The organism is Bradyrhizobium sp. th-b2 (assembly GCF_000426785.1).
In the GTDB taxonomy this organism is placed as follows: domain Bacteria; phylum Pseudomonadota; class Alphaproteobacteria; order Rhizobiales; family Xanthobacteraceae; genus Bradyrhizobium; species Bradyrhizobium septentrionale.
Window position 1 is genome coordinate 106,999 of record NZ_AUGA01000020.1, and the last position, 24,122, is coordinate 131,120.

Annotated in this window: 26 protein-coding genes; 11 read left to right on the top strand and 15 right to left on the bottom strand. The window is 66.2% G+C overall.

All coding sequences use genetic code 11. From position 1 onward, the window contains the following. Nucleotides 1–25 precede the first annotated feature (25 nt). Nucleotides 26–1,243, top strand: coding sequence for an FAD-binding oxidoreductase (locus K359_RS0123910; RefSeq protein WP_029081605.1), 1,218 nt, complete (start codon nucleotides 26–28; stop codon nucleotides 1,241–1,243). A gap of 13 nt (nucleotides 1,244–1,256) precedes the next feature. On the opposite strand, the gene K359_RS0123915 is transcribed toward K359_RS0123910, so the two are convergent. From K359_RS0123915 to K359_RS0123955, 9 genes are all read right to left on the bottom strand, one after another. Then, entirely contained in the window at nucleotides 1,257–1,661 is a 405-nt protein-coding gene (locus K359_RS0123915) for a DUF4189 domain-containing protein (protein WP_371261179.1), read from the bottom strand. A 263-nt stretch (nucleotides 1,662–1,924) separates the two neighbouring features. Next, nucleotides 1,925–3,529 (bottom strand): NTP transferase domain-containing protein, encoded by a 1,605-nt coding sequence (locus K359_RS0123920; RefSeq protein ID WP_029081607.1) that lies wholly within the window; start codon nucleotides 3,527–3,529, stop codon nucleotides 1,925–1,927. Next, nucleotides 3,526–4,227, bottom strand: a complete 702-nt coding sequence (locus K359_RS0123925; RefSeq protein WP_029081608.1) for an XdhC family protein — start codon at nucleotides 4,225–4,227, stop codon at nucleotides 3,526–3,528. The genes K359_RS0123920 and K359_RS0123925 overlap by 4 nt, the downstream gene beginning before the upstream one ends. A 2-nt stretch (nucleotides 4,228–4,229) precedes the next feature. Beyond that, nucleotides 4,230–4,553 carry an XdhC family protein gene (locus tag K359_RS0123930; RefSeq protein ID WP_021077800.1) on the bottom strand — a complete coding sequence of 108 codons (324 nt, stop codon included), beginning with the start codon at nucleotides 4,551–4,553 and terminating at the stop codon, nucleotides 4,230–4,232. Nucleotides 4,554–4,581: 28 nt separating this feature from the next. Further along, nucleotides 4,582–5,784, bottom strand: coding sequence for a VWA domain-containing protein (locus tag K359_RS0123935; RefSeq protein WP_029081609.1), 1,203 nt, complete (start codon nucleotides 5,782–5,784; stop codon nucleotides 4,582–4,584). Nucleotides 5,785–5,921: 137 nt separating this feature from the next. Then, entirely contained in the window at nucleotides 5,922–6,830 is a 909-nt protein-coding gene (locus K359_RS0123940; protein ID WP_029081610.1) for a MoxR family ATPase, read from the bottom strand. Between the two features lie 48 nt (nucleotides 6,831–6,878). Then, nucleotides 6,879–7,685, bottom strand: coding sequence for a xanthine dehydrogenase family protein subunit M (locus tag K359_RS0123945; RefSeq protein ID WP_029081611.1), 807 nt, complete (start codon nucleotides 7,683–7,685; stop codon nucleotides 6,879–6,881). A 37-nt stretch (nucleotides 7,686–7,722) separates the two neighbouring features. Further along, entirely contained in the window at nucleotides 7,723–8,208 is a 486-nt protein-coding gene (locus K359_RS0123950; RefSeq protein ID WP_029081612.1) for a (2Fe-2S)-binding protein, read from the bottom strand. Between the two features lie 168 nt (nucleotides 8,209–8,376). After that, the gene (locus K359_RS0123955; protein WP_029081613.1) at nucleotides 8,377–8,823 is read right to left on the bottom strand and encodes a carbon monoxide dehydrogenase subunit G; all 447 of its coding nucleotides are present in this window, start codon (nucleotides 8,821–8,823) and stop codon (nucleotides 8,377–8,379) included. 209 nt (nucleotides 8,824–9,032) lie between these two features. Between K359_RS0123955 and K359_RS0123960 the strand changes: the two genes are divergently transcribed. From K359_RS0123960 to K359_RS0123975, 3 genes are all read left to right on the top strand, one after another. Continuing rightward, a complete protein-coding gene (locus K359_RS0123960) occupies nucleotides 9,033–10,388 on the top strand; it encodes a 3-carboxy-cis,cis-muconate cycloisomerase (RefSeq protein WP_029081614.1) in 1,356 nt (451 codons plus the stop codon). Between the two features lie 103 nt (nucleotides 10,389–10,491). Then, the gene (gene pcaD / locus K359_RS0123970) at nucleotides 10,492–11,274 is read left to right on the top strand and encodes a 3-oxoadipate enol-lactonase (RefSeq protein WP_029081615.1); all 783 of its coding nucleotides are present in this window, start codon (nucleotides 10,492–10,494) and stop codon (nucleotides 11,272–11,274) included. 107 nt (nucleotides 11,275–11,381) lie between these two features. After that, nucleotides 11,382–11,774 (top strand): carboxymuconolactone decarboxylase family protein, encoded by a 393-nt coding sequence (locus K359_RS0123975; RefSeq protein WP_029081616.1) that lies wholly within the window; start codon nucleotides 11,382–11,384, stop codon nucleotides 11,772–11,774. On the opposite strand, the gene K359_RS0123980 is transcribed toward K359_RS0123975, so the two are convergent. Beyond that, the gene (locus tag K359_RS0123980; protein ID WP_029081617.1) at nucleotides 11,754–12,284 is read right to left on the bottom strand and encodes a hypothetical protein; all 531 of its coding nucleotides are present in this window, start codon (nucleotides 12,282–12,284) and stop codon (nucleotides 11,754–11,756) included. The genes K359_RS0123975 and K359_RS0123980 overlap by 21 nt on opposite strands. Before the next feature lie 512 nt (nucleotides 12,285–12,796). Between K359_RS0123980 and K359_RS0123985 the strand changes: the two genes are divergently transcribed. From K359_RS0123985 to K359_RS0124010, 6 genes are all read left to right on the top strand, one after another. Further along, nucleotides 12,797–13,714 carry a branched-chain amino acid ABC transporter permease gene (locus tag K359_RS0123985; protein ID WP_029081618.1) on the top strand — a complete coding sequence of 306 codons (918 nt, stop codon included), beginning with the start codon at nucleotides 12,797–12,799 and terminating at the stop codon, nucleotides 13,712–13,714. Between the two features lie 10 nt (nucleotides 13,715–13,724). Then, nucleotides 13,725–15,050: a high-affinity branched-chain amino acid ABC transporter permease LivM gene (gene livM, locus K359_RS0123990; protein ID WP_029081619.1), complete on the top strand. Its 1,326-nt coding sequence runs from the start codon at nucleotides 13,725–13,727 to the stop codon at nucleotides 15,048–15,050. Further along, nucleotides 15,047–15,880, top strand: a complete 834-nt coding sequence (locus tag K359_RS0123995; RefSeq protein WP_029081620.1) for an ABC transporter ATP-binding protein — start codon at nucleotides 15,047–15,049, stop codon at nucleotides 15,878–15,880. The genes livM and K359_RS0123995 overlap by 4 nt, the downstream gene beginning before the upstream one ends. Continuing rightward, nucleotides 15,877–16,626: an ABC transporter ATP-binding protein gene (locus K359_RS0124000; protein ID WP_029081621.1), complete on the top strand. Its 750-nt coding sequence runs from the start codon at nucleotides 15,877–15,879 to the stop codon at nucleotides 16,624–16,626. The genes K359_RS0123995 and K359_RS0124000 overlap by 4 nt, the downstream gene beginning before the upstream one ends. Before the next feature lie 154 nt (nucleotides 16,627–16,780). Further along, complete coding sequence (locus K359_RS0124005; protein ID WP_029081622.1) at nucleotides 16,781–17,899, top strand: branched-chain amino acid ABC transporter substrate-binding protein; 1,119 nt, start codon at nucleotides 16,781–16,783, stop codon at nucleotides 17,897–17,899. Between the two features lie 177 nt (nucleotides 17,900–18,076). Further along, entirely contained in the window at nucleotides 18,077–19,072 is a 996-nt protein-coding gene (locus K359_RS0124010) for a P1 family peptidase (protein ID WP_029081623.1), read from the top strand. On the opposite strand, the gene K359_RS0124015 is transcribed toward K359_RS0124010, so the two are convergent. After that, on the bottom strand, nucleotides 19,069–19,884 hold the full coding sequence (locus K359_RS0124015; RefSeq protein WP_029081624.1) for an EF-hand domain-containing protein: 816 nt from the start codon (nucleotides 19,882–19,884) through the stop codon (nucleotides 19,069–19,071). The two genes, K359_RS0124010 and K359_RS0124015, sit on opposite strands and share 4 nt — an antisense overlap. A 253-nt stretch (nucleotides 19,885–20,137) precedes the next feature. Between K359_RS0124015 and rpe the strand changes: the two genes are divergently transcribed. Further along, nucleotides 20,138–20,839, top strand: a complete 702-nt coding sequence (gene rpe, locus K359_RS0124020) for a ribulose-phosphate 3-epimerase (protein ID WP_029081625.1) — start codon at nucleotides 20,138–20,140, stop codon at nucleotides 20,837–20,839. A gap of 214 nt (nucleotides 20,840–21,053) precedes the next feature. On the opposite strand, the gene K359_RS0124025 is transcribed toward rpe, so the two are convergent. The 4 genes from K359_RS0124025 to K359_RS65840 all read right to left on the bottom strand — a co-directional run bounded on the left by K359_RS0124025 (nucleotide 21,054) and on the right by K359_RS65840 (nucleotide 24,080). Further along, on the bottom strand, nucleotides 21,054–22,514 hold the full coding sequence (locus tag K359_RS0124025) for a bifunctional serine/threonine-protein kinase/universal stress protein (RefSeq protein ID WP_029081626.1): 1,461 nt from the start codon (nucleotides 22,512–22,514) through the stop codon (nucleotides 21,054–21,056). A gap of 5 nt (nucleotides 22,515–22,519) precedes the next feature. After that, on the bottom strand, nucleotides 22,520–23,260 hold the full coding sequence (locus K359_RS0124030; protein WP_029081627.1) for a metallophosphoesterase: 741 nt from the start codon (nucleotides 23,258–23,260) through the stop codon (nucleotides 22,520–22,522). 95 nt (nucleotides 23,261–23,355) lie between these two features. After that, nucleotides 23,356–23,949, bottom strand: a complete 594-nt coding sequence (locus K359_RS0124035; protein ID WP_029081628.1) for a TetR family transcriptional regulator — start codon at nucleotides 23,947–23,949, stop codon at nucleotides 23,356–23,358. After that, nucleotides 23,946–24,080 (bottom strand): hypothetical protein, encoded by a 135-nt coding sequence (locus K359_RS65840; RefSeq protein WP_256375171.1) that lies wholly within the window; start codon nucleotides 24,078–24,080, stop codon nucleotides 23,946–23,948. The genes K359_RS0124035 and K359_RS65840 overlap by 4 nt, the downstream gene beginning before the upstream one ends. Between the last annotated feature and the right edge of the window lie 42 nt (nucleotides 24,081–24,122).

Below are 24,122 nucleotides of genomic sequence, written 5' to 3' on the forward strand. Positions count from 1 at the left end.
ACAGCATATTTCGGGGCATTGCATCATGATCAGCAAGGCCGATGTTGTTGTTATTGGTTCGGGCGGATTGGGCGCGGCCACGGCGTATTACTTGAGCAAGCGTGGAGGTCTCAGCGTCGCTCTCGTCGACAAGCATGAGATCGGATCGCAAACCTCGCCCCGTGCAGCGGGCATGGTGAGCTGCGTTCGCAAGAGCGACCTGATGATTGGCCTCATCAAGGACGCCTGCCGCAAGATCGAGGCGTTCACCGAAGAAACCGGCCAGCCGCTCGACTGGGTGCATTCGGGCAGCTTGAAGATCGCACGCCGGCCACAGGACGCCGAAGTGATCGAGGACGACCTTGAGCGCGGGCGCCGCACCGGCCTCGACGTCGAGCTGATCTCTCCGGAAGAGGCGAGCCGTCTCAATCCGCTTTTGTATCCGACGGGTGTCGTCGCAGCGATGCGGATCGGCGACGACCGGTATTTCGACCCGGCGCAGGTTGCTGTCGGTTTCGCCAGAGCCGCGGCGGCCCAAGGCGTGACCTTGCTGCCGAAGACCGACGTACGCGCCGTGAACATCGTCGGCGGCAACGTGATCGGCGTGACCACGGCGAACGGCGTCATTGAAAGTCCTGTTGTCGTCGATGCCGCCGGTGCGTGGACGCGGCAGGTCGCGGAGGCAAGCGGGATCCGCGTGCCGCTGGTGCCGACCCGGCAGCAATTGATCGTCACCGAGCCCCTGGATGGCGCACGTGCCGACTTGCCGATGATCCGCATCATGGATGCCGCCGTGTATACGCGCCCGTGTCAGGGCGGTTTCCTCTGGGGTGTCTACGAGGAAACGCCGCGCTTCTTCGACATGCAATCGCTCGGGGCCGGCTTCGACGTCAAGGACATGCCGCTCGACATCGAGGTGCTTCATGCAGCCGCCGATGAGGTGAAGGATCAGCTGCCGTTCCTGCAAACCGCCAAGGTGCGGGAATTTCGCGGCGGCATTCCGACGATGACCGCTGATGGCCATCATATTCTTGGCCCGGCCACTGGTGCGACCGGCTTCTATTTTGCAAGCGGGTGCAACGTCGCCGGCCTCTCGATCTCGCCGACCGTCGGTGAGGCGCTTGCGGCCTGGATCGTGGACGGCAAGCCGACTGTCGATCTATCGCCGATGTCGGTCGCGCGGTTCAAAGACCAATCGTGGTCTGAAGACCAACTGCAGCACGACGCCGCCTGGCAATATCGACACTTCTACGGCGCCGTCTGAGCGTCTGCCGGCGCTAGCCCTTGGCGTCGCACGCCCAGGCGCGGATCACGCATTCCTTGCCGCCATAGTCGTAGCACTTCTTGGTCGCGGCATTCAGCGAGCTCGAGATCTTCGGCGCCACCGCGTAGCCGTGCGCACCGCAGGGATTTTTCATGTCGATCGCGAGCGCGGCACAGGCGCGCTTCATGGTCACGGTGGTGCAGTCGCCCTTGCACTGCTTCAGCGCCGCGGCACGCGCCGCGCCCTCCGCCGGATAGTCATAGGCCTGGCCGTAGGCACCGCATTTGCCGACCGCGAACGCACCGGCTCCCCACGCCTTGGTGACGAAGTTGTCCACGGTGAAACGCGTGGCGCCAACCAGCAATGTCAGGACAAGAATCGTCAACGCGCGACGCCGCGCGGCGGCAGTCGAAATGATCAAGCGGAAATCCCCCAGAACCCGGCGCGGACTGTACGCGGGGGGTCGTTTCCAGATGGTGAATGATGGGTTGATGGCGAGTCCTATCCACTCGTCGTCCCGGCCTAGTGCGCAATTGCGCACGGGGGCCGGGACCCATAACCACAAATGCAGATTGTCTTGCGAGGCTGGGGCCGCTTCCCCGGCGACAACAACGTTCGGTGGTAATGGGTCCCGGCCCCCGTGCGCAATTGCGCACTAGGCCGGGACGACGGCGGATGGAGCTATCCCCGCCGTGCCGCTTCCAGCGCCTGCGGCGTATCGATGTCGAGGAAGGCGCTGTTGCCTTCGACCGGGACCTCGGCGACCACCTCGGCATGCTTGGCGATCAAATGACGGGCGCCGATGTCGCCGTCGAGCGTCATCAATTCCCTGAAGAAGCGCCGCGACCACAGCACCGGATTGCCGCGGCGGCCTTCGCTGACGGGGACCGCGATCAGGTGACCGCGGTCGGGCTCGAAGGTCTCGATCAGGCGGTCGATCAGCTGCGCGTCGATCAGCGGCATGTCGCCGAGGCAGACGATCGCGCCGTCAGCGGCGTCGGAGACCGCCGCGATGCCCGCCTTCACCGAACTTGCGAGGCCACCGGCGAAATCGGGATTGCGGACGAACTTCACCTTGAGGTCCGCCAGCGCCTGCTCGACCAGATCGGCCTGATGCCCGGTGACGACGATCACCTCCGAGGCCTTCGAGGCCAGCGCCTGCTCGGCGACGATGCGCACGAGCTTCTTGCCGTCGAGTTCGGCGAGCAGCTTGTTCGGGCCGCCCATCCGGGTCGAGCGTCCCGCCGCGAGCACGATCGCCGCGACGTTGCGGTTGCCTTCGGTGTCCGGCACGGTGCGCGGCTGCGGCCGCGTCACGATTTCCATCAACAGGCCGCCGACGCCCATGCCGGTGAGATCCGATCGCGTCACCTTGATGCCGGCGAGCAGCCGCATCAGCACCCAGTCAAACCCGTTCTCGACCGGCGAGCGCGCGCAGCCCGGCGCGCCGAGCACCGGCACGCCGCCGGCGCTGCCGATCAACAGCAGATTGCCGGGATCGACCGGCATGCCGAAATGCTCGATCGCGCCGCCGATCTCGGTAATCGCGGCCGGGATGACGTCGCGGCGGTCGGCGATCGCCGATGCCCCGAACACGATGACGAGCTCGGCCCCCAGGCCAAGCAATTCCTTGATCGCGGTCGCGAGCACGGTCTCGTCATGCGGCACGCGGCGCTCGGCAATGATCGTCGCACCGGCGGGCGCGAGCCGCTCGGCGGTGACGCGCAGCGTCTTGTCGATCACCTTCGGCGCCAGGCCCGGCAGCAGCGTCGAGACCACGCCGACTTTTTTGATCACATAAGGTGCGATCCGCAGCGTGTCGCGGCCTGCGACCGCGACGGCGGCATCGCGCAGCCGGCCCTCGACGCCGAACGGGATCAGCTTGACGGTCGCGATCATCTCGCCTTCGACCACCGGCTTGTACGCCGCGAGCGTGGCAAAGGTGATGGCCTCGTCGACGCCGTTGATGCGGTCGACCGCGGCGCGATCGACCACCAGCACGCCGGGGCGCGCCGCGAATAGATTGGCGCGGCCGGTGAAAGCGCGCTCGACATTGACGCCCTCGCCCGCCACCGCCTGCGCGATGCTGGCGGCCGCAACGTCCTCGGAGACGTCGCCCTTCTCCAGACGCACCACGACGACGTCCTTGACACCGGCTTTGGTCAGCGCCTCGACTTCCGCCTCGCCGATCGTGGTGCCCTTCTTGAGCACCAGCGCACCCTGGCGGAGCGTATGCACGGTGACGCCGCCAATCGCGTCGGCCGGACTGGCGGGACCGAACTTCATGCCGCTTCTTCTTTTTCTTTTGGAGGCAGACGCAGCTGCGCGGTGATCTCGGCCATGATCGCAACCGCGATCTCGGACGGCGACACCGCGCCGATGTCGAGGCCGATCGGCGCATGGATGCGCGCGATGTCGCTGTCCTTGGCGCCCTGCGCCCGCAGCCGCTCGGCGCGCTTGGCGTGCGTTTTCCGCGAGCCGAGCGCGCCGATATAGAAGCAGTCGCGGTCGAAGGCGTGCAGCAGCGCCGGATCGTCGATCTTCGGATCGTGCGTCACCGCGACGAACGCCGTGTAGTGATCGACATTGAGCGGCGGCAGCGCGACGTCGGGCCATTCGGCGACCAGCGGCACGTCGGGGAAACGCTCCGGGCTCGCAAACGCGGTGCGCGGATCGACCACCGTCACGTCATAGTCGAGCGAGCGCGCCAGCGGCGCCAGGGCCTGGCTGATATGGACCGCGCCGATGATCACGAGCTTTGCCGTCGGCGCGTAGACGTTGAGGAACAGTTTTTTGCCTGATACCTCGACATTGCCGCTCTTGCCCATCCGCAGCTGTTTTGCCAGTTCGGCGCGCAGCGGATCGGCGGTGATATCCTCGGCCTTCACCAGGCGCTGCTCGCCATTGGCGGTGTCGGTGACGACGATGACCGGGCGGCGCGCGGCGCGCTCGGCGTTCAGCTCTTTCAGGACCTCGAGTTTCACGGCTAACCGACCTTCTCGACGAACACGCGGATGGTGCCGCCGCAGGACAGGCCGACATTCCAGGCCGTCTCGTCGGCGACGCCGAATTCGAGCATCTTGGGCTGGCCGCTCGCGATCACGTCGAGCGCCTCGGTGACCACGGCGCCCTCGACGCAGCCGCCGGAGACGCTGCCCAAGAACGTGCCGTCGTCATTGATGACGAGGCTGGAGCCGGCCGGCCGCGGCGCCGAGCCCCAGGTCTCGACCACGGTGGCGAGCGCCACGCCATGGCCCTGCTTCTGCCAGGTCTCGGCGGCCTGCAGGATGTCTTCGTCGCGGTTCAGCATGGTGGCCTCCTGCTTATGGTCAGGCTTCTTAGGCTACAGAGCGGATCAGGCTGCGGTGGTGCGCCGGCGGCGGCGACGACAGCGCCCCGATCAAGCCCTTGATGGACGTCAAGTTATGCACCGGGCGAAATTCGTCAACGTGGGGCAACATCATTTTGATGCCCTGCGCCTTGGCCTCGAAGCCCGAATAGCGCAGCAGCGGGTTGAGCCAGATCAGGCGGCGGCAGGAGCGGTGCAATCGGTCCATCTCGAAGGCCAGTTTGGCATCGGCCTCCCGTTCTAGTCCATCGGATATAAGGAGGACGATGGCGCCCTGCCCGAGCACCCGGCGGGCCCAGAGCTGGTTGAACGTATGCAGCGAGGTCGCGATCCGGGTGCCGCCGGCCCAGTCCTCGACCGAGGACGAGCAGCTCGCCAGCGCCTCGTCGGGGTCACGCGCCCGTAATGCGCGCGTCACATTGGTCAGGCGGGTGCCGAACAGGAACACCGAGACCCGCTTGCGGGCGTCGGTGATGGCATGCAGGAAGTGCAGGAACAGGCGGGTGTACTCGCTCATCGAGCCGGAGATATCGAGCAGCGCCACGATCGGCGCCGGCTTCTCGATCCGGCCGAGCTTGCGGATATCGATGATCTCGCCGCCGGTGCGCAGCGAGTTGCGCACGGTGCGACGCATGTCGAGCCGCAGTCCCCGCGCGTCCGGCTGGTAGCGGCGGGTGACGAGCTCGGCCTGCGGCAGCCGCATCTTGGCGATCTCTCTGACGACCTCGGCGATCTCGGCCGCGGTCATCTGCGCAAAATCCTTCTTCTGCAGGATCTCCTTGTCGGAGACCGAGAGTTTCAGCTCCTGCTCCTGGGCCTGCGGCCGCTCCTCGCTCCGCGCCGGCCGCGCCATCGCCTCCTGGACGCGGCGCGAGGCCGGCGGCGGCTTCTTTTTGGCGTGATCCGGCAGCGGCACCGAATCCAACATGCTCTTCCACTCCTCGGCGGCGCGGAAGAACAGCGCAAAGGCCTGGCGGAAGATCAGCGCATGCTCATGGCGCTTGACGAAGATCGCTTCCAGCGTGGCGTAGAAATCGCCGCGGTGGCCGACTTCGATCAGCTGCAGCGCGTCGAGCGCATCGATCACCGAGCCCGGCCCGACCGGGAGCCCGGCCGCCCGCAGCGCGCGGGCAAAGCCGATCACGTTGTCGGCCATGTGGCCGGTCGGAGGCGCGAGGTGGTTGATCGGCATCGAACTATCCACTCCCGTCATTGCGGGATGCGCCGTCAGGCGCAGGCCCGGAATCCATAACCACAATCGTAGGTATGGATTCCGGGCTCGCGCTTCGCGCGCCCCGGAATGACGAACGATGTTGCAACACGCGAGCCTTACGTCTCGCTCGTCGCTTCCTTCAATGTCTTCTGCAACGCATCGCCCTGCATCCGCGCGATGTCGTCCTGATACTTCAGCAGCGCGCCCAGCGTGTCGCCGACCACCTGCGGCGTCAGCGAGCGCGCGTCGAGCTCCGACAGCGCGGTGGCCCAGTCGATGGTCTCGGCCACGCCCGGCGACTTGTAGAAATCCTGGTTGCGCAGCGCCTGCACGAAGCGGACGACCTGCTGCGACAGTTTGGCGGAGATACCTGGCACCCGCGACTTGACGATCGCGAGCTCGCGCTCGGCGATGGGATAGTCCACCCAATGATAGAGGCAGCGCCGCTTCAGCGCGTCGTGGATCTCGCGGGTGCGGTTCGAGGTGATGATCACGATCGGCGGCGCAGGCGCCTTCACGGTGCCGAGCTCCGGGATGGTCACCTGGAAGTCGCTGAGGATTTCCAGCAGATACGCCTCGAACGCCTCGTCGGCGCGGTCGAGCTCGTCGATCAGCAGCACCGGGGGACCCGCGACGTCGGGCTCGAGCGCCTGCAACAGCGGCCGCTTGATCAGGAAACGCTCGGCGAAAATATCGCTCGCGAGCTGGTCGCGATCGGTATCGCCGGAGGCCTCCGCCAACCGAATTGCGATCATCTGCGCCGCGCTGCTCCACTCGTAGACGGCGGAGGCGACGTCGAGGCCTTCATAGCATTGCAGGCGGATCAGCTTGCGCCCGAGCGCCGCCGACAACACCTTTGCGATTTCGGTCTTGCCGACGCCGGCCTCGCCTTCGAGGAACAGCGGCCGGCCCATGCGCAGCGCCAGATAGGTCACGGTCGCGAGCGACCGTTCGGCGAGGTAGCCGCGCGACGTCAACAGCTCCTCGAGCGCATCGACGGAAGTGGGTAACGCCGATGCACTCATGGAACAGCCAGTCTTCGAACAGGGGTTAGCAGTGTCACGCCTTGGTACTTAGCCCTTGGCGGTCGCGGCTTCCACCGCCCTGCGCGTCAGGACGCCGATCAAATGCGCGCGGTATTCCGCACTGCCGTGCAGGTCGCTGTTGAGCCCATCGGCCGGAACCGAGATGCCGTCGAGCACCTTGTGCGAGAACCGCTTCTTCAAGGCGTCCTCGAAGACGGTAACGCGGAACACGCCGTCGGAGCCTGCGCCGGTGACCGCGACGCGGACATCGGACGGACGCTTGGCGACGAACACACCGACCAGCGCGTAGCGCGAGGCCTGGTTGCGGAATTTCACATAGGCCGCCTTCTTCGGCAGCGGGAACATCACCTTGGTGATGATCTCGTCAGCCTCGAGCGCGGTCGAGAACAGGCCCTGGAAATACTCCTCGGCCTTGAGGCGGCGCTTGTTGGTGACGATGGTCGCGCCCAGCGCCAGCACCGCAGCCGGATAGTCGGCGGTCGGGTCGTTGTTGGCGAGCGAGCCGCCGATGGTGCCGCGGTGGCGCACGGCGGGATCGCCGATCATGCCGGCGAGCTCGGCCAGCGCCGGGATCGCCTCGCCCACGATCGCGGAGTTCGCGACCTCGGCGTGCTTTGCGGTGGCGCCGATCACCAGCGAGCGGCCCTTCATCTCGATGGTGTCGAGACCTTCGATATGGGAGAGGTCGACCAGATGCGGCGGGCTGGCGAGCCGCTGCTTCATCACCGGCACCAGCGTGTGACCGCCGGCGATCAGCTTGGCGTCCTCGTTCTTCACCAGCAGATTGGCGGCCTGCCGTACGGTGCCGGGGCGATGATATTTGAATTCGTACATTGGAATGTCCTGATCGCTTGTCGCGACGAATTGCTGATTAGGCGAGGTCCGACTTCGCCATCGCCTTGGCGCCGGCGGCGATCGAAGCGACGATGTTCTGGTAGCCGGTGCAGCGGCACAGATTGCCTTCCAGCTCCTCGCGGATCACCTCGTCGGAGAGGTCGTGGCCCCTGCGATGGACCAGGTCGACGGCGGTCATGATCATGCCCGGCGTGCAGAAGCCGCACTGCAGGCCGTGATGCTCGCGGAAGGCCTCCTGCATCGGATGCAGCGGTGCGCCATCGGCCGCCAGCCCCTCGATGGTCTTGACTTCATGACCGTCGGCCATCACCGCAAGCGTCGTGCAGGACTTCACCGCCTTGCCGTCCAGATGCACGACACAGGCGCCGCACTGCGAGGTGTCGCAGCCGACATGCGTGCCTGTCAGCCGCAGATTTTCGCGCAGAAACTGGACCAGAAGGGTACGGGGGTCGACATTCGCGTTCACGGGATTGCCGTTCACGATCATTGAAATCTTGGCCATCAGCACTCTCTTATCTGCCCCACCGCATATCGGCGAAGCAGGCGGTTTATAATCATTCCAGACGGCATAATATGGGCGCGTCCCGCGATGGGCAACCGTTCGAGCCACCCATCCAGGACATAGCGGGAAGGCATGGCCGGACCCTAATTATCCAGCCGAAAGGCGGGGCTAACCCTGCACGGCTTTGGCGAAATTTGCAAAGAATTCGTCCGCCAGCTTCTTGGCGGCGCCGTTGATCAGGCGTTGGCCGAGCTGGGCGAGCTTGCCGCCGATCTGCGCCTCCACGTTGTAGCTCAGAAGCGTGCCGCCATCCTTGTCGGCAAGGCCGACGGTGGCGCCGCCCTTGGCGAAGCCCGCGACCCCGCCCTCGCCTTCGCCTGATATCTTGTAGCCGTTCGGCGGATCGAGATCGCTCAAGGTGACCTTGCCCTTGAAGCGGGCGGAGACCGGGCCGACCTTCATCTTGGCGGTGGCGCGGAAGCCGCCCTCGTCGGTCTTCTCCAGCTCTTCGCAGCCGGGAATGCAGGCCTTCAACACGTCGGGATCGTTGAGCTTGTCCCACACAGCCTGGCGCGCCGCCGCGAGCTGAACTTCGCCGGTCATTGTCATGGCCATGGGGGACCTCCTCGATCGCTAGAACCTTTTCCCCCAAGTAAAGCAGCCGGGGCGCAAAGGAAAGGGCACCTTCGGAGGATGAGCGATGCATATTCGCACCGCAGCAAGACCCGTCCGCCGTTCACAAAATCGCGCGATCGGCGCTGTCGAAAATGGCGGCAGCGGCGGGGCATTGGCAGGAGCGCGCGACAGTGGTTAGGTCGCGCGCCATGAGCACAGCCCTCTCCCCCCTGCTTGCGCCGATGCTGTCGAGCGCCGCGATGCGCGCGGTGTGCGACGATGCCGCCACCCTGCAAAACATGCTGGATTTCGAGGCCGCGCTGGCCCGCGCCGAGGTGGCCTGCGGCGTGATTCCTGCCGCTGCGGCCGGCCCGATCGCCGCCGCCTGCAAGGCCGAATCATTCGACCTCGCCGAGCTGGCCGACGCCGCGACGCGGTCGGGCAATCTCGCGATCCCGCTGGTGAAGGCCCTGACCGCCAATGTCGCCAGGACGGATGCCGAGGCTGGGCGCTATGTGCATTGGGGCGCGACCAGCCAGGACGTCATCGACACCGCGACGATGCTGAGCTTGCGTGCCGGCATCGATGCGCTGCTGGCCGACCTCGACCGCGCCGTTGCCGGTTTTGCCACCCTGGCGCGCGCCCATCGCAACACCGCGGTGGTGGCGCGGACCTGGTTGCAGCACGCGCTGCCGATGCCGTTCGGACTCAAACTCGCCGAATATTCCGCGGCCCTGCATCGCTCCCGCAAGCGGCTGCAACGGCTGCGCCACGAGACGCTGGCGCTGCAATTCGGCGGTGCCGCCGGCACACTCGCCGCACTCGGCGACAAGGGCCTCGCAGTCGCGACAGGCCTTGCGAAAGAGCTGGACCTGCCCTTGCCGGATGCACCCTGGCACACTCATCGCGACCGCATCGCGGAGGCCGCGTCGGTGTTCGCCATCCTCGCCGGAAGCTGCGGCAAGATCGCGCGCGACGTCTCGCTGATGATGCAGACCGATGTCGGCGAGGCGTTCGAGCCGGCCGGCGCTGGCCGCGGCGGCTCTTCCACCATGCCGCACAAGCGCAATCCGGTCGCCGCCGCGAGCGCGCTGGGCGCCGCGACCATGGCGCCGAACTTCGCCGCCACGATCTTTGCCGCGCAGGTACAGGATCACGAGCGCAGCGCCGGCCCGTGGCATGCGGAATGGCCGACATTGCCTAGCCTGATGCTGGTGACGTCAGGCGCGCTCGCCGCGATCGTCGATCTCGCCGAGGGCCTCGAGGTCGATGCGGCGCGCATGCGGAGCAATCTGGAGACGACCGGCGGGCTGATCATGGCGGAGGCGGTCGCGATGGCGCTGGCCGAGACAATCGGCAAGAGCGATGCCCATCATCTGGTCGAGGCCGCCAGCAAGCAAGCGGTCGCGGATAACAAGCATCTGCGCGACGTGCTGTCGTCAGATGCAAAGGTCACCGCGCATCTCGACACCAAGCGAATCGCAGAACTGTTCGAGCCGATGGCCTATCAGGGCGCCTCGCAAGCGTTGATCGACCGGTTGCTGGCTTCGCTCGACGATAAGTAGCGATGACGTCATTGCCGGGCTTGACCCGGCAATCCATCATCGCAGAAGACTCTTTCTTGATGGATGCGCGGGTCAAGCCCGCGCATGACAAGGGGATGAAATAATGCCGATGATCAACGCCGACGGGTGCCTGCTCAATGTCCAGGTGGACGGCCGCGACGGCGGACCGACCCTGATGCTGTCGAACTCGCTCGGCTGCACGCTGCAGATGTGGGAGCCGCAGATGCCGGCGCTGACGCAGATGTTCCGCGTCATCCGCTACGACCGCCGGGGCCACGGCAAGTCCGGCGTGCCGGCGGGCCCCTACTCCATGGAGCGGTTCGGCCGCGACGTGCTGGCGATTCTCGACGATCTCAACATCGAGAAGGTGCATTGGTGCGGGCTGTCGATGGGCGGCATGGTCGGGCAATGGCTCGGCGCCAACGCGCCTGAAAGATTCGGCAAGATCATCCTCGCCAACACCGCCTGCTACTATCCCGATCCGACCAACTGGCTGAACCGCATCAAGGCGGTGAAGGAAGGCGGCATCGCCGCGGTCGCCGACACCGTGATCGCGGGCTGGCTGACCGCCGATTTCCGCGAGCGCGAGCTCGAGACCACCGCACGGATGAAGGCGATGCTGATAGCCTCGCCGGTCGAAGGCTATCTCGCCTGCTGCGAGGCGCTGTCGACGCTCGACCAGCGCGCACTCTTGCCCAGGATCAAGGGCCCGACGCTCGTGATCGCAGGAAAGCAGGACATGGCGACGCCGGTGTCGGCGGGCGAAATGATCCGCAGCGGCATTCCCGGCGCCAGCATGACGCTGCTCGATGCCGCGCACATCTCCAATGTCGAGCAGTCGCACGCCTTCACCGAAGCCGTGGTCGGCTTCCTGACGCAACGGTAACGACCATCGTCATTCCGGGGCGATGCGAAGCATCGAACCCGGAATCTCGAGATTCCGGGTTCGGTCATACGGACCGCCCCGGAATGACATAGGCTGAGGAGACATCAATGGACGACAATCAACGCCGCGACGACGGCATGGCGCAGCGCCGCAAGGTGCTGGGCAATGAATGGGTCGACAAGTCGATCACAAACCGCAACGCGTTCAACACCGACTTCCAGGACCTGATCACCCGCTATGCGTGGGGCGACATCTGGACCCGCCCGCATTTCGATCACCGCACGCGGCGCGTGCTTGTGATCGGCACCATGGTCGCGCTCGGCCAATGGGATGAATTCCGCCTGCATGTGCGCGCGGCGCTGAGCGAAGGCGGCTTCACCCCCGATGACATCAAGGAGATCCTGCTGCAGCAGGCGATCTATTGCGGCGTGCCCGCGGCCAATCACGCCGTCAAGGAAGCCGGCGCGATCATTGCCGAACTAGGGCTGCTGAAGGGATAGCTCGGTCGCCGGCGCGCCCGCCTCGGCGGCAGGAGCCTCGGCAGTTCGCTTCGGCGAGGTCTCGAACAGCATCACGATCGCGGTGCCGAGCAGCATCAGAAGCTCGGCGGCATGCATGCGCAGCGCTTCGATCTCGCCGACCTTGGATGCCATCATCATGCTGGCGAAGCTCAGCACGCTGCCGAGGCAGAGTGCCACCGCAAGCGCCTCGTCGATGCCGCTGCCGCGGCTCTTGCGGAAGGGTGCAAAGGCGGCCATCGCAAGGAACACCGCGAAGAACGCCACCACGGTGATCCGCGCCAGCGCCAACAGCCATGCGAGCCGCACCGTCGCCATCTTGGCAAGGTGCAGATGGTCGCTCGCATACAGCGCGATCGACACGCTCGGCCGCTCATAGAGGCCGTGGATCGGCGACACCATGATGCTGAAGGCGATGATGGTCCAGACCGGAATGAAATAGGCCGCAAGCAGCGCGCCGTTGAAGGAGCTGATCCGCCAGTTACTCGACATTGCCGCTTCCCGTGGTTCCGACGCCTTATCGGATTGGCGACGGTTCAGCCTGCGAGGTAACGCCGATCAATTGCCGGCGGCAATTTAAACCCTTTGTTTACCTTAACTGGGCTGGGGATTGTCTGGGGACGGCCAAGCCCGTGCCAAAACGGCGCAGAAAGAAGGGCCCCGCCTTCGGCGAGACCGTCAGTGACGCAGTTGCGCGGGGAACACGGGTTCCGGCGTGATCATTGCAAGGCAACGGCGTGTCGGCCCTGTGACATCGGAACCGCCCCCGCCGAAGTAGTTATGTACAAGCCCTTTCGGCGGCAGCCAGCACTGTTGCCGCCGCCGGGGTTCCACTGTTAGAAAATGACACGATGCGACGGATCAGGCTGCCGGGGGCCCTCGCCGCGTCACCCTCGACGTAGCGTTTTCGAGCGAAGTGGGAACCGGTTCGCGTGAAGAAAACGCGTCCAAATCAAAACGAGAGCCCGTTCGGTTCTCAACCGAACAGGCTCTAACGGCAGCGCATGGATTATTTCGCCCAGCAACTGATCAACGGCCTCGTGCTCGGTTCGATCTACGGCCTGATCGCCATCGGCTACACGATGGTCTACGGCATCGTCGGCATGATCAACTTCGCCCATGGCGACATCTTCATGATCGGCGGTTTCATCGCCCTGATCTCCTTCCTGGTGCTGGTGTCGCTCGGCCTCACTGCGATCCCCGTGATCCTGCTGATCGTGCTGCTGGTCTCGATGGCGATCACCGCGCTCTATGGCTGGACCATCGAGCGCATCGCCTATCGTCCCTTGAGGCATTCGTTCCGCCTGGCGCCGATGCTGTCGGCGATCGGCATGTCGTTCGTGCTGACCAACTTCTCGCAGGTGTCGCAGGGCGCGCGGGTGAAGCCGGTGCCGCCGATCATCACCGGCGGCTACACGCTGCACGAAGGCCCGGCCGGCTTTGCCGTGCAGCTCTCCAACGTCCAGATCATGGTCGTGCTCGCCACCATCGTGGTGCTCGCGCTGTTCACCTGGCTGGTCTCGCGCACCCGGCTCGGACGCGACATGCGCGCCTGTGAGCAGGACCAGACCATGGCCGCGCTGCTCGGCGTCGACGTCGACCGCACCATCTCGATGACCTTCGTGATCGGCGCCGCGCTCGCCGCCGTCGCCGGCATGATGTACCTGCTCTATTACGGCCTGGTCGATTTCTTCATGGGCTTCGTCGCCGGCATCAAGGCGTTCACCGCCGCCGTGCTCGGCGGCATCGGCTCGCTGCCGGGCGCGATGCTCGGCGGGCTCGCGATCGGCCTGATCGAGACGATGTGGTCGGCCTATTTCTCGGTGGAGTACAAGGACGTCGCTGCGTTCTCGATCCTGATCGTGGTGCTGATCTTCATGCCGACCGGCCTGCTTGGCCGTCCCGAAGTCGAAAAAGTCTGACAGGCACTTCGTGAGCGCGACCTCAGCCCGCCCATCGCCCGCCGCGCAGCCCTCGGGCAGCGCCTTCATTCTCAAGAAAGCCCTGATCAGCGCCGCCGTCGCGCTGGTGCTGTTCTCGCTGATGATCGGCGTGCGCACCGAGGCCGGACCGCAAGGCGGCCTGATCTACTGGACACGGTTCGGCGACCTCGCCGCCATGGTCGGCACCGTGTTCGGCGGCAGCATCATCGTCGAGCTGCTGCGGCAATGGTGGGGGCCGATCGACAAGGACCGCATCGTGCCGAAACCGGTGCAGAGCGCGATGGCGTTCGCCGGACGATGGCTCGCCCCGGCGCTGCTGGTGTTCGCCTTCCTGGTGCCCGTCATCTTCTACAACCAGCGCTACATTCTCGACCTTTCGATCCTGGTCCTGACCTATGTGATGCTGGGATGGGGATTGAACGTCGTGGTCGGCCTCGCCGGCCTGCTCGATCTCGGCTATGTCGCCTTCTATGCGGTCGGCGCCTATTCCTACGCCCTGCTGGCCACCAATTTCGGATTGTCGTTCTGGGTCTGCCTGCCGCTTGCCGGCATCCTGGCGGCCTTCTGGGGCGTGCTGCTCGGCTTCCCGGTGCTGCGGCTGCGCGGCGATTATCTCGCGATTGTGACGCTCGCCTTCGGCGAGATCATCCGGCTGGTCATCATCAACTGGCAGAGCCTGACCGGCGGCCCCAACGGCGTCTCGGGGATTCCGCGCCCGACCATGTTCGGCATTCCGCTGACGCCGGGCGATGACGGGCTCGCCGCCAGGCTCGGCATCGAGTTCTCGCCGACCCACCGCCTCGTCTTCCTGTTCTATCTGATCCTGGCGATGGCACTGCTCACCAACTGGGTGACGATCCGGCTGCGACGGCTGCCGATCGGCCGCGCCTGGGAGGCGCTGCGCGAGGACGAGGTCGCCTGCCGCGCGCTCGGCATCAACACCACGACCACCAAGCTGACGGCTTTCGCAACGGGAGCGATGTTCGGCGGCCTCGCCGGCGCGTTCTTCGCCACGCGGCAGGGCTTCATCAGTCCCGAATCCTTCACCTTCCAGGAATCGGCGCTGGTGCTGGCGATCGTCGTGCTCGGCGGCATGGGCTCGCAGCTCGGCGTCGCGCTCGCCGCGCTGACCATGATCGGCGGCTTCGAGCTGTTCCGCGGGTTCGATCAATACCGCATGCTGGTGTTCGGCATCGCCATGGTGGTGCTGATGATCTGGCGACCGCGCGGGCTGATCGGCCACCGCGCGCCGACCGTGTTCCTGGAGCGCAACCAGGCGATCTCGTCCGACCTCGTCAAGGAGGGCCACGGATGAGCGCCGACCACATCCTCACCGTCGACCGCCTGATGATGCGCTTCGGCGGCATCGTCGCGGTCAACGAACTCTCCTTCTCGGCCGAGCGGCGCAAGATCACCGCGCTGATCGGGCCGAACGGCGCCGGCAAGACCACCGTGTTCAACTGCATCACCGGTTTCTACCGGCCGAGCGGCGGCACAATCCGCCTCACCCATGACGACGGCCGCACCATCCAGCTCGAGCGGCTGAACGATTTCCGCATCTCCAAGCAGGCCAAGGTGGCGCGCACCTTCCAGAACATCCGGCTGTTTCCCGGCATGACCGCGCTGGAAAACCTGATGGTCGCCCAGCACAACGCGCTGATGCGCGCCTCGGGCCTGACCCTGCTCGGCCTGCTCGGCCTGCCGTCCTGGCGCGAGGCCGAGCAGCGCGCCATCGAACTGGCGCGGACCTGGCTCGACCGCGTCGGGCTGCTCGACCGCGCCGACGATGCCGCGGGCAATTTGCCGTATGGCGACCAGCGGCGGCTCGAGATCGCGCGCGCGATGTGCACCGAGCCTGCGCTGCTCTGCCTCGACGAGCCGGCGGCGGGACTGAACGCGCGCGAGAGCGGCGGGCTCAACGAGCTCCTGCTGTCGATCCGCAACGAACAGGGCACCTCGATCCTCCTGATCGAGCACGACATGTCGGTGGTGATGGAGATCTCCGACCACGTCGTGGTCATGGACTACGGCGTCAAGATCGCCGAGGGCACGCCGCAGGCCGTGCGCGACGACCCCAAGGTGATCGCCGCCTACCTCGGCGCCGACGAGGAAGAGGCGATCGCCGTGATGGAGAGCGGCACGTGAGCGCGGCACCGGCAACCACACCCCTGCTCGCGGTGCGCGGTGTGCGTGCGGCGTACGGCAAGATCGAGGCGCTGAAGGGCGTCGACATCGAGATCAATGCCGGCGAGATCGTCGCGCTGATCGGTGCCAATGGCGCCGGCAAGTCGACGCTAATGATGACGATCTTCGGCCGGCCGCGCGCCCGCGCCGGGCGGATCGAATTCGACGGCCACGACATCACCGGCGTGCCGACCCACGAGATCGCGCGGCTGCGCATCGCGCAATCGCCCGAGGGCCGGCGAATCTTTCCGCGCATGAGCGTCGCGGAAAACCTGCAGATGGGCGCCGATGCCACCGAATGCAGCGACGCCGAACGCGCGGGCGGCCTGGAGCGCGTGTTTGCGCTGTTCCCGCGGCTGAAGGAGCGCGTCGCGCAGCGCGGCGGCACGCTGTCGGGCGGCGAGCAGCAGATGCTGGCGATCGGCCGCGCCCTGATGAGCCGGCCGCGGCTGTTGATGCTGGACGAGCCCTCGCTCGGCCTCGCGCCGCTGATCGCGCGGCAAATCTTCGACGCGATCCGCACGCTGAACCGGCAGGACGGCCTCACCGTGCTGATCGTCGAGCAGAACGCCAACCATGCGCTGAAGCTCGCCCATCGCGGCTATGTCATGGTCAACGGCCTGATCACGCTGGCCGGAACCGGCGCAGAATTGCTGCAGCGCCCGGAAATCCGCGCCGCCTATCTGGAAGGCGGCCGCCGCAGCTAGCGCCGCCCCGAGCAGCAAGATGCGGCGGATGCAGCGTCGATTTGCCTGAAAATTGCCGGTGACTTCGCCGCGAAATCAGCCGAGAATGCCCGCGGTTTTGAGGCCCGGCGTGCCGGGCTCTTCCGCTAGAGGCAACGACCACGAGGGACGTCTCATGAAATCACTGAAGCTGATCGGCCTGGCATTGGGCGCTTCGTTCGCATTATCAGCGAGCGCGTTCGCGCAAGACATCACGATCGCAGTCGCGGGCCCGATGACGGGCTCCGAATCCGCTTTCGGCCGGCAGATGAAGAACGGCGCCGAGCAGGCGGTCGCCGACATCAACGCCGCCGGCGGCGTGCTCGGGAAGAAGCTCGCGCTGGAAACCGACGACGACGCCTGCGATCCGAAGCAGGCGCGCTCGATCGCGGAAAAGATCGGCTCTTCGAAGATCCCGTTCGTGGCCGGCCACTTCTGCTCGTCGTCCTCGATCCCGGCCTCCGAGGCTTATGCCGACGCCAACGTGCTGCAGATCACCCCGGCCTCGACCAACCCGCTGTTCACCGAGCGCAAGCTCTGGAACGTGGCGCGCGTCTGCGGGCGTGACGACCAGCAGGGCATCGTCGCCGCCGAGTACATCGCGAAGGCCTACAAGGGCAAGAACATCGCGATCCTGAACGACAAGACCACCTACGGCAAAGGCCTCGCCGACGAGACCAAGAAGGCGCTCAACAAGGCCGGCATCACCGAGAAGGTCAACGAGTCCTACAACAAGGGCGACAAGGACTTCAACGCGATCGTCTCGCGACTGAAGCGCGACAACATCGATCTGGTCTATGTCGGCGGCTACCATCAGGAAGCCGGCCTGATCCTGCGCCAGATGCGTGACCAGGGCCTGCAGGCGGTGCTGATGGCGGGCGACGCCATGAACGACAAGGAGTTCGCCTCGATCGCCGGCCCGGCCGCTGAAGGCACGCTGTTCACCTTCGGTCCCGACCCGCGCAACAAGCCGACCGCGAAGGCGATCGTCGAGAAGTTCAAGGCCAAGAACATCGATCCCGAAGGCTACACGCTCTACACCTACGCGGCGATGCAGGTCTGGACCCAGGCTGCGGCCAAGGCCAAGACCACCGACGCCAAGAAGGTGATGGAGACCATCAAGGCCGGCGAGTGGGACACCGTGCTCGGCAAGATGGCCTTCGACGCCAAGGGCGACATCAAGGCGATCGACTACGTCGTCTACAAGTGGGACGCCAAGGGCAACTATACCGAGATCAATCCGAAAGGCTCCTGAGCTTCTCGGATCTGATTTGAATCCGAGAACAACGCCCCGGTTCGCCGGGGCGTTTTTTTTGACCTGAGGCCTGCAAGTCTTACCGCAAGTCGCCGCTAGCGCGTGCACCGACGCGGTTGATGCATCCGCGGCGGCTGCTATACCGGATCGATCGGACAGCAGGCGGACGGACCTATCGTGAAAAACCTTCTCACCGATATTGCCGGCGTCAGCGTCGGCCATGCCGACGACGCGGTGATCGCTTCCGGCGTCACCGCCATCCTGTTCGAACGGCCGGCGGTGGCCTCGATCGATGTCCGCGGCGGCGGGCCCGGCACCCGAGAGGACGCCCTCCTTTCGCCCCATAACGTCGTCGAGGCGATCGACGCCATCACGCTGTCGGGCGGCTCCGCGCTCGGGCTCGATGCCGCCGGCGGCGTGCAGGCCTGGCTCGCCGAGCGCGGCCGCGGCTTTCGCGTCCGCGACGCGGTGATCCCGATCGTGCCCGGCGCGATCTGCTTCGATCTGCTCAACGGCGGCAACAAGGCGTGGGGACGCTTTCCGCCCTATCGCGATCTCGGCTACGCGGCGGCGAACGCCGCCTCTGACACCTTCGAGCTCGGCAGCGTCGGCGCCGGCATGGGCGCGACCACCGCCAATCTAAAGGGCGGCCTCGGCTCGGCGTCTGACGTGACCGACGACGGCGTCAAGGTCGCGGCGCTCGCGGTGGTCAACGCGGTCGGCAGCGTGACGGTCGGCGGCGGCCCGTGGTTCTGGGCGGCGCCGTTCGAGATCGACGGCGAGTTCGGCGGGCGCGGCCTGCCGTCCTCGTTCACGCAGGACATGCTGAAGGTGCGGCTGAAAGGCGGCGCGGACGCGACCGCTGCCGAGAACACCACACTGGTCGTGGTCGTGACCGATGCGCAGCTGACCAAGCCGCAGGCGCGGCGCCTTGCGATGATCGCGCAGACCGGCATGGCGCGCGCGATCTATCCGGTGCACGCCCCGCTCGATGGCGATGTGGTGTTTGCCGCCGCGACCGGCGCCAAGCCGATCGATCCGCTGTTCGGGCTGACCAAGCTCGGCGCGATCGCGGCCAACACGGTGGCGCGCGCGATCGCCCGCGGTATCCATTCAGCCACCGCCCTGCCCTTCCCCGGCGCGTTGCCGAGCTGGCGGAACCGGTTCGGTTAGGCGCTGACCGACACGCTCGAGGAAGCCTGCGCGGAGATCGCCTGCGACTGGCGCTGGATCAGCTGCTCGATGAAATTGTAGGACGAGGTCGCGCTGCTGCTGGCGGAGGACGAGGTCGTGCTGCTGGTGCTGGAGGCCGCCGCCGGCGATGTCATCGACACCTTCGAGCCGTCGGCATAGGTCATTGTGGTGGTGGTCGAGCCGTCGCTGTTGGTCACCGACGTCGAGGTTGCGCCGTCGAGCGCCTGCATCAAGGGATCGGAGCTCGATCCGCTGCTGGAGCCGGATCCGTCGGTCGCGCCGCCGGCCGCGTGATGGTGATGATGGCCGCCGCCCTTGTGGCCCTGCAACGCCTGCGACATCTCGTCGAGGCTGACGCTGCCGTCGCCATTGGCATCGAGCTTGGCGAACACGTCGTCGGCCTGTGCGGTGTTGGTGCCGCCGGCGCCGAGCGCATTTTCGAATTCCGTCTTGGTGATCTGGCCGTTGCCGTCGGCATCGATCTGCGAGAACAGGTCCTGCAGCGCGTCCGACCGGCTGGTCGGGGTCGTGCTGGTGGAGGACGTGGTCTGCGACTGGCTCTGCGCGGCGAGCAGCGCGCTCATCGTCTCCGCCGAAATCTGCGTCGAGCCGGAGCCCGATGCGGTGCTGGTACTCGTGCTGGTCGAAGTCGAGGTGCTGGTCGCGGGCGCGAACAGGCCGGTCGACGGACTTCCCGGACTCGTGCTGCCCGTCTGCGTCGTCGATTTCGACGACATCAGCGAGCTCAAAAGATCGAGGGCCGACGATGCAGCCCCAATGGCAAACAGCATGGCAATACTCCAACAAAGCCGCGCATGGCGCGTTCGAACGCTTAATCAGTCGGTGAGCAAGGGGCGTGCCATGGCAAAAACCCAATAAAACCAGGCCTTGGCGCACCGATGCGGGTTCCGCGCACCCGGCAAGAGCTGCCGCCTGGGGCAGATTTTTCCGGCTGGCGAACGCCGACCGCTCGCATTGCCCGCCACGCGTCCGCATGTTAGGCGGGATCACCCGTCGCCCCCTGAAGTCTTTCGGAACTGCGCTATGACTCAGTCATTCACCCCGCGTCCCCTCGTTATCGCGCCGTCGATCCTGGCGTCGGATTTCTCAAAGCTCGGCGAGGAGGTCCGCGCCGTCGACCAGGCCGGCGCCGACTGGATCCATCTCGACGTGATGGACGGGCACTTTGTTCCCAACATCTCGTATGGCCCCGACGTCATCAAGGCGATGCGGCCGCACACCAAGAAGATCTTCGACGCCCATCTGATGATCTCGCCCTGCGACCCCTATCTCGAGGCCTTCGCCAAGGCGGGCTGCGACCACATCACCGTCCATGCCGAGGCCGGCCCGCATCTGCATCGCTCGCTGCAGGCGATCCGCGCGCTGGGCAAGAAGGCCGGCGTCTCGCTCAATCCGGGCACGCCGCCGAGCGCGATCGAATATGTGCTCGACCTGATCGACCTCGTGCTTGTCATGTCGGTCAATCCCGGCTTCGGCGGCCAGGCCTTCATCCGCTCGGCGATCGGCAAGATCTCTGACGTCAGGGCGATGACGGCCGGCCGGCCGATCGACATCGAGGTCGATGGCGGCGTTGCGCCCGACGTCGCGGGTCAGCTCGCCGCCGCCGGCGCCAACGCCTTTGTCGCGGGCTCCGCGGTGTTCAAGGGCGGCACGGTCGAGGCCTACAAGACCAACATCGCCGCGATCCGCAACGCCGCAGCAGCGGCGCGCGGCGAAGCGATCTGATCAGCTGCGGCCGCGACTTCGCTTCACCTCTCCCCATCGGGGAGAGGTCGGATTGCGCCTGGCGATGCGAAGCATCGTCCAATGCAATCCGGGTGAGGGCTCTTGTTCTCTCGATAGACCGTAACTCCTCACCCGATTTGCTGCGCAAATCGACCTCTCCCAAGGGAGAGGTAAGCCTTCGATGCCGTTCCAGCTCAGCCTAATCGCAACGCGATTAGAACAACGCGGGCGGCGTGACCGCGGCATCCGCCGCGTCGTCGCCCGCATCCGTCGCCGGCGCCAGCCGCGACGGCCGCACCACCGTCACAGTGCACGGCGCTTCGGCGGCGACCTTGGCGGAGACGCTGCCGAGCAGCGCGCGCCGCATCGAGGTCTGCCGCGCGCCGATGATGATGTGATCGACCAGATTGACATCAGCGAATTCCAGGATGGCGGCCGCCGGATCGATCGCCTCCAGCACATGCACGGTCAGCCTGTTGTCCTCGAGCCCGAACGGCCGCGCCCAGTGCTGTAGCGCCACCAGGCGGTCGATATGCTTGTTCTGGCCCTGCTCGTCATGGGTGCGGTCGATCGCGAGGCGATTGAGCTTCAGCACGTTGACGCAGGCGAGCCGCGCCGACGGCGACGTCGACAGCACCCGCTCGGCGGTGACCCGGATGGTGTCGTTCAGCGTCTCCGCCCCCTCCCCGAGATCGAGCGCGACGGCAACGATCGGGCTCGAGGCGAGTTGCGCTGCGACATCGGACTTCGGCTGCGGCGGCACCGCGCCGAGATTGAAGCGGCGGCGCCAGACCGTGCTAAGTGGATCGCGGTTCAACCGCTGCGCCCGCGCCGTCAGCTTGACCTGCTCGGGATGGCCGAGATCGAAGGCAAGCTGCGCCGCAGTCGGATTGCGCGCGGCCGGGTCGATCTCGAGACAGCGCAGCACGATCTCCTGCAGCCACGGCGGATAATCGGGCCGGAGCTTGCGCGGCGGCGTGGGATCGCGCCACAGCCGACGGCGCATGCCGCGCAGGCTCTCGGTCTCGCCGAACGGGCGGACGCCGGTGGTGAAGAAATAGAGCAGCACGCCGAGCGAAAACAGGTCGCTGCGCGGATCGTCGCGCACCCCGAGCAAACGCTCCGGCGCCATGTAGGGCGCGGTGCCGTAAGGCAGCCGAAACTCCTCCTGCAGCAGGTCGGGCAGATGGTTGTGATGCGAGAGACCGAAATCGATCAGCACCGCCTCGCCGCGCTCGCGGAACATGATGCTGCTCGGCTTGATGTCGTGATGGATGACGTTCTGCCGGTGCAGGCTGGCGAGTGCGGTCGCGACCTTGACGCCGATCACCCTCGCCTCCTCATACGGCAGCGGCAGATCGCCGAGCCGCTTGTAGAGCGTTTGCCCTGGGATGCGCTCCATCACCACATAGGCTTGGCGCTCGAAGTCGCCGGTGCCGAAACAGGCCGGCACGTGCAGCCCGGACAGCCGCGGCAGGATCATCTGCTCCATCTCGAAGCTGACGATTGCGGCCGGATCCTCGCCCTCCGAGGTGAGCGGCACCTTCATCAGGAGCGGCACGTTGATGCCGGGATGGGTCACGCTCCACAGCGTCGCCATGCCGCCGCGGTGCACGCGCTCGCCGATGGTGAAGCCATCGATCTCGGCGCCCGGCCGCATCATCCGCGCCGCCATGTCAGTCACCGGCCGATCGGCAGACGGTCGGCCAGCCAGTGCGGCAGGCCGCTCGCCTTGATCCGCGCGGAGGCGGTCGCGACGTCGTAGGGCACCCGCAGATAGGTGAGCTCGCGGCTCGCGGTGTCGAACATCGCAAACGCCGCCGCGGGATCACCGTCGCGGGGCTGGCCGACCGAGCCGAGCACCGCGAGCCAGCGCCGCCCGGTCAGCAATTGCACCGGGACGCCCGAGGTCGGGACGAAGCTCGTCATCTTCGCGGTCGACGACATCGAGTAGAGGCCGGGACGATGGATGTGGCCGCAGAAGGTGATCTGCAGCTCGGTCGCCATCATGCTGCGCGCGGCATCCGAGGTGTCGCGGACATAGCGCCACTTCGCGGGGTCGGAGGCTTCCGAGTGCACGTAGAGGTGGTTGTCCTCCTCGCGGCTGATCGGCAGGCCCGCCAGGAAGGCCTTCTGGGAGGCGCTGAGCCGCTCGCGGGTCCAGTCGATGGCGGCCTGCGCATCGGCATTCATGCTGTCGCTCGGGGTGCCGATCGCATTGTCATGATTGCCGCACACCGCGATCGCGCCGCGGGCCGCGAGGTCCATCACGGTGTCGACGGCCCATTCGGGGTCGGCGCCATAGCCGACGATATCGCCGAGGCAGATCAGCCGCTCGGCGCCGCGCGCACGCGCGGCCTCCAGGCAGGCCGCGAAGGCCTGCCGGTTGGCATGAATATCGGCAAACAGTGCAAGCCGCATTGTTGATCCTCGTCCGATATCAAGCACATGCGGCCCCGGGCTCGCAATCGGGCCGAAGGCATCTGACGTTCAGGGGATATGGGAAGAAGCGCTGGCTAGTGCTTGCAGGCCTGAAGGCCCTTCAGCAGCAAGCTGATCAGGGCGTCGATCCGCGACGGGCATTCGGGCTTGGCCCATTCCTCGGCATGCGCCGGGTGATGGTAGCGGACGGTGGCGTCGAACACGGCACGCGCCGTGGCCTTGACGTCGTCGATCTCGAACACGCCCTGCGCGACGCCGTCGGACAGGATTTTTGCGACCAGATCGACCTGCTTGTCTTTGTAAGACTCAACCACCTCGCGCGCCTCCTGGGCGAGCGCGAGATAGGTCGCAAACATCTCGGGATCGTCGCAGACCTTCTTCTGCTTGATCGCGAACATGGTGCGCAGCCACTGCTCCAGCCGCTCCGGCGCCGGGCCTGAGGCGGCCGCGAGCTTGCAGAGGGGTTCGTTGGCGCGGTCGAGCCAGCGTTTGGCGACCGCGTCGCGGAGCGAGGCTTTGCTGGGGAAATGGCGGTAGACGCTGCCGTGGCTGACATCCAGCGCACGGGCAACGTCGACAACGGTGGCCTTGGCGAGCCCGAAGCGTCTCAAAACATCCTCGGTTGCTTCGAGGATCCGCTCGGGGGTCAAAACCACCGCCTCGGTCATGCGTTTACCGTCTGGTTATCGCTGTCCTGGCCGCGGCTGAACTTGGCGGCCTGGGCGGCCAAGTGGCGGGCGACGCGAAGATTGAGCCACTGTTGAATCTGGGCGGTCAATTGAAAGATTTCTATCGTCATGGAGGTAGTCCTTCGAGGTAGTCAAATTACGAACGGCTCTCC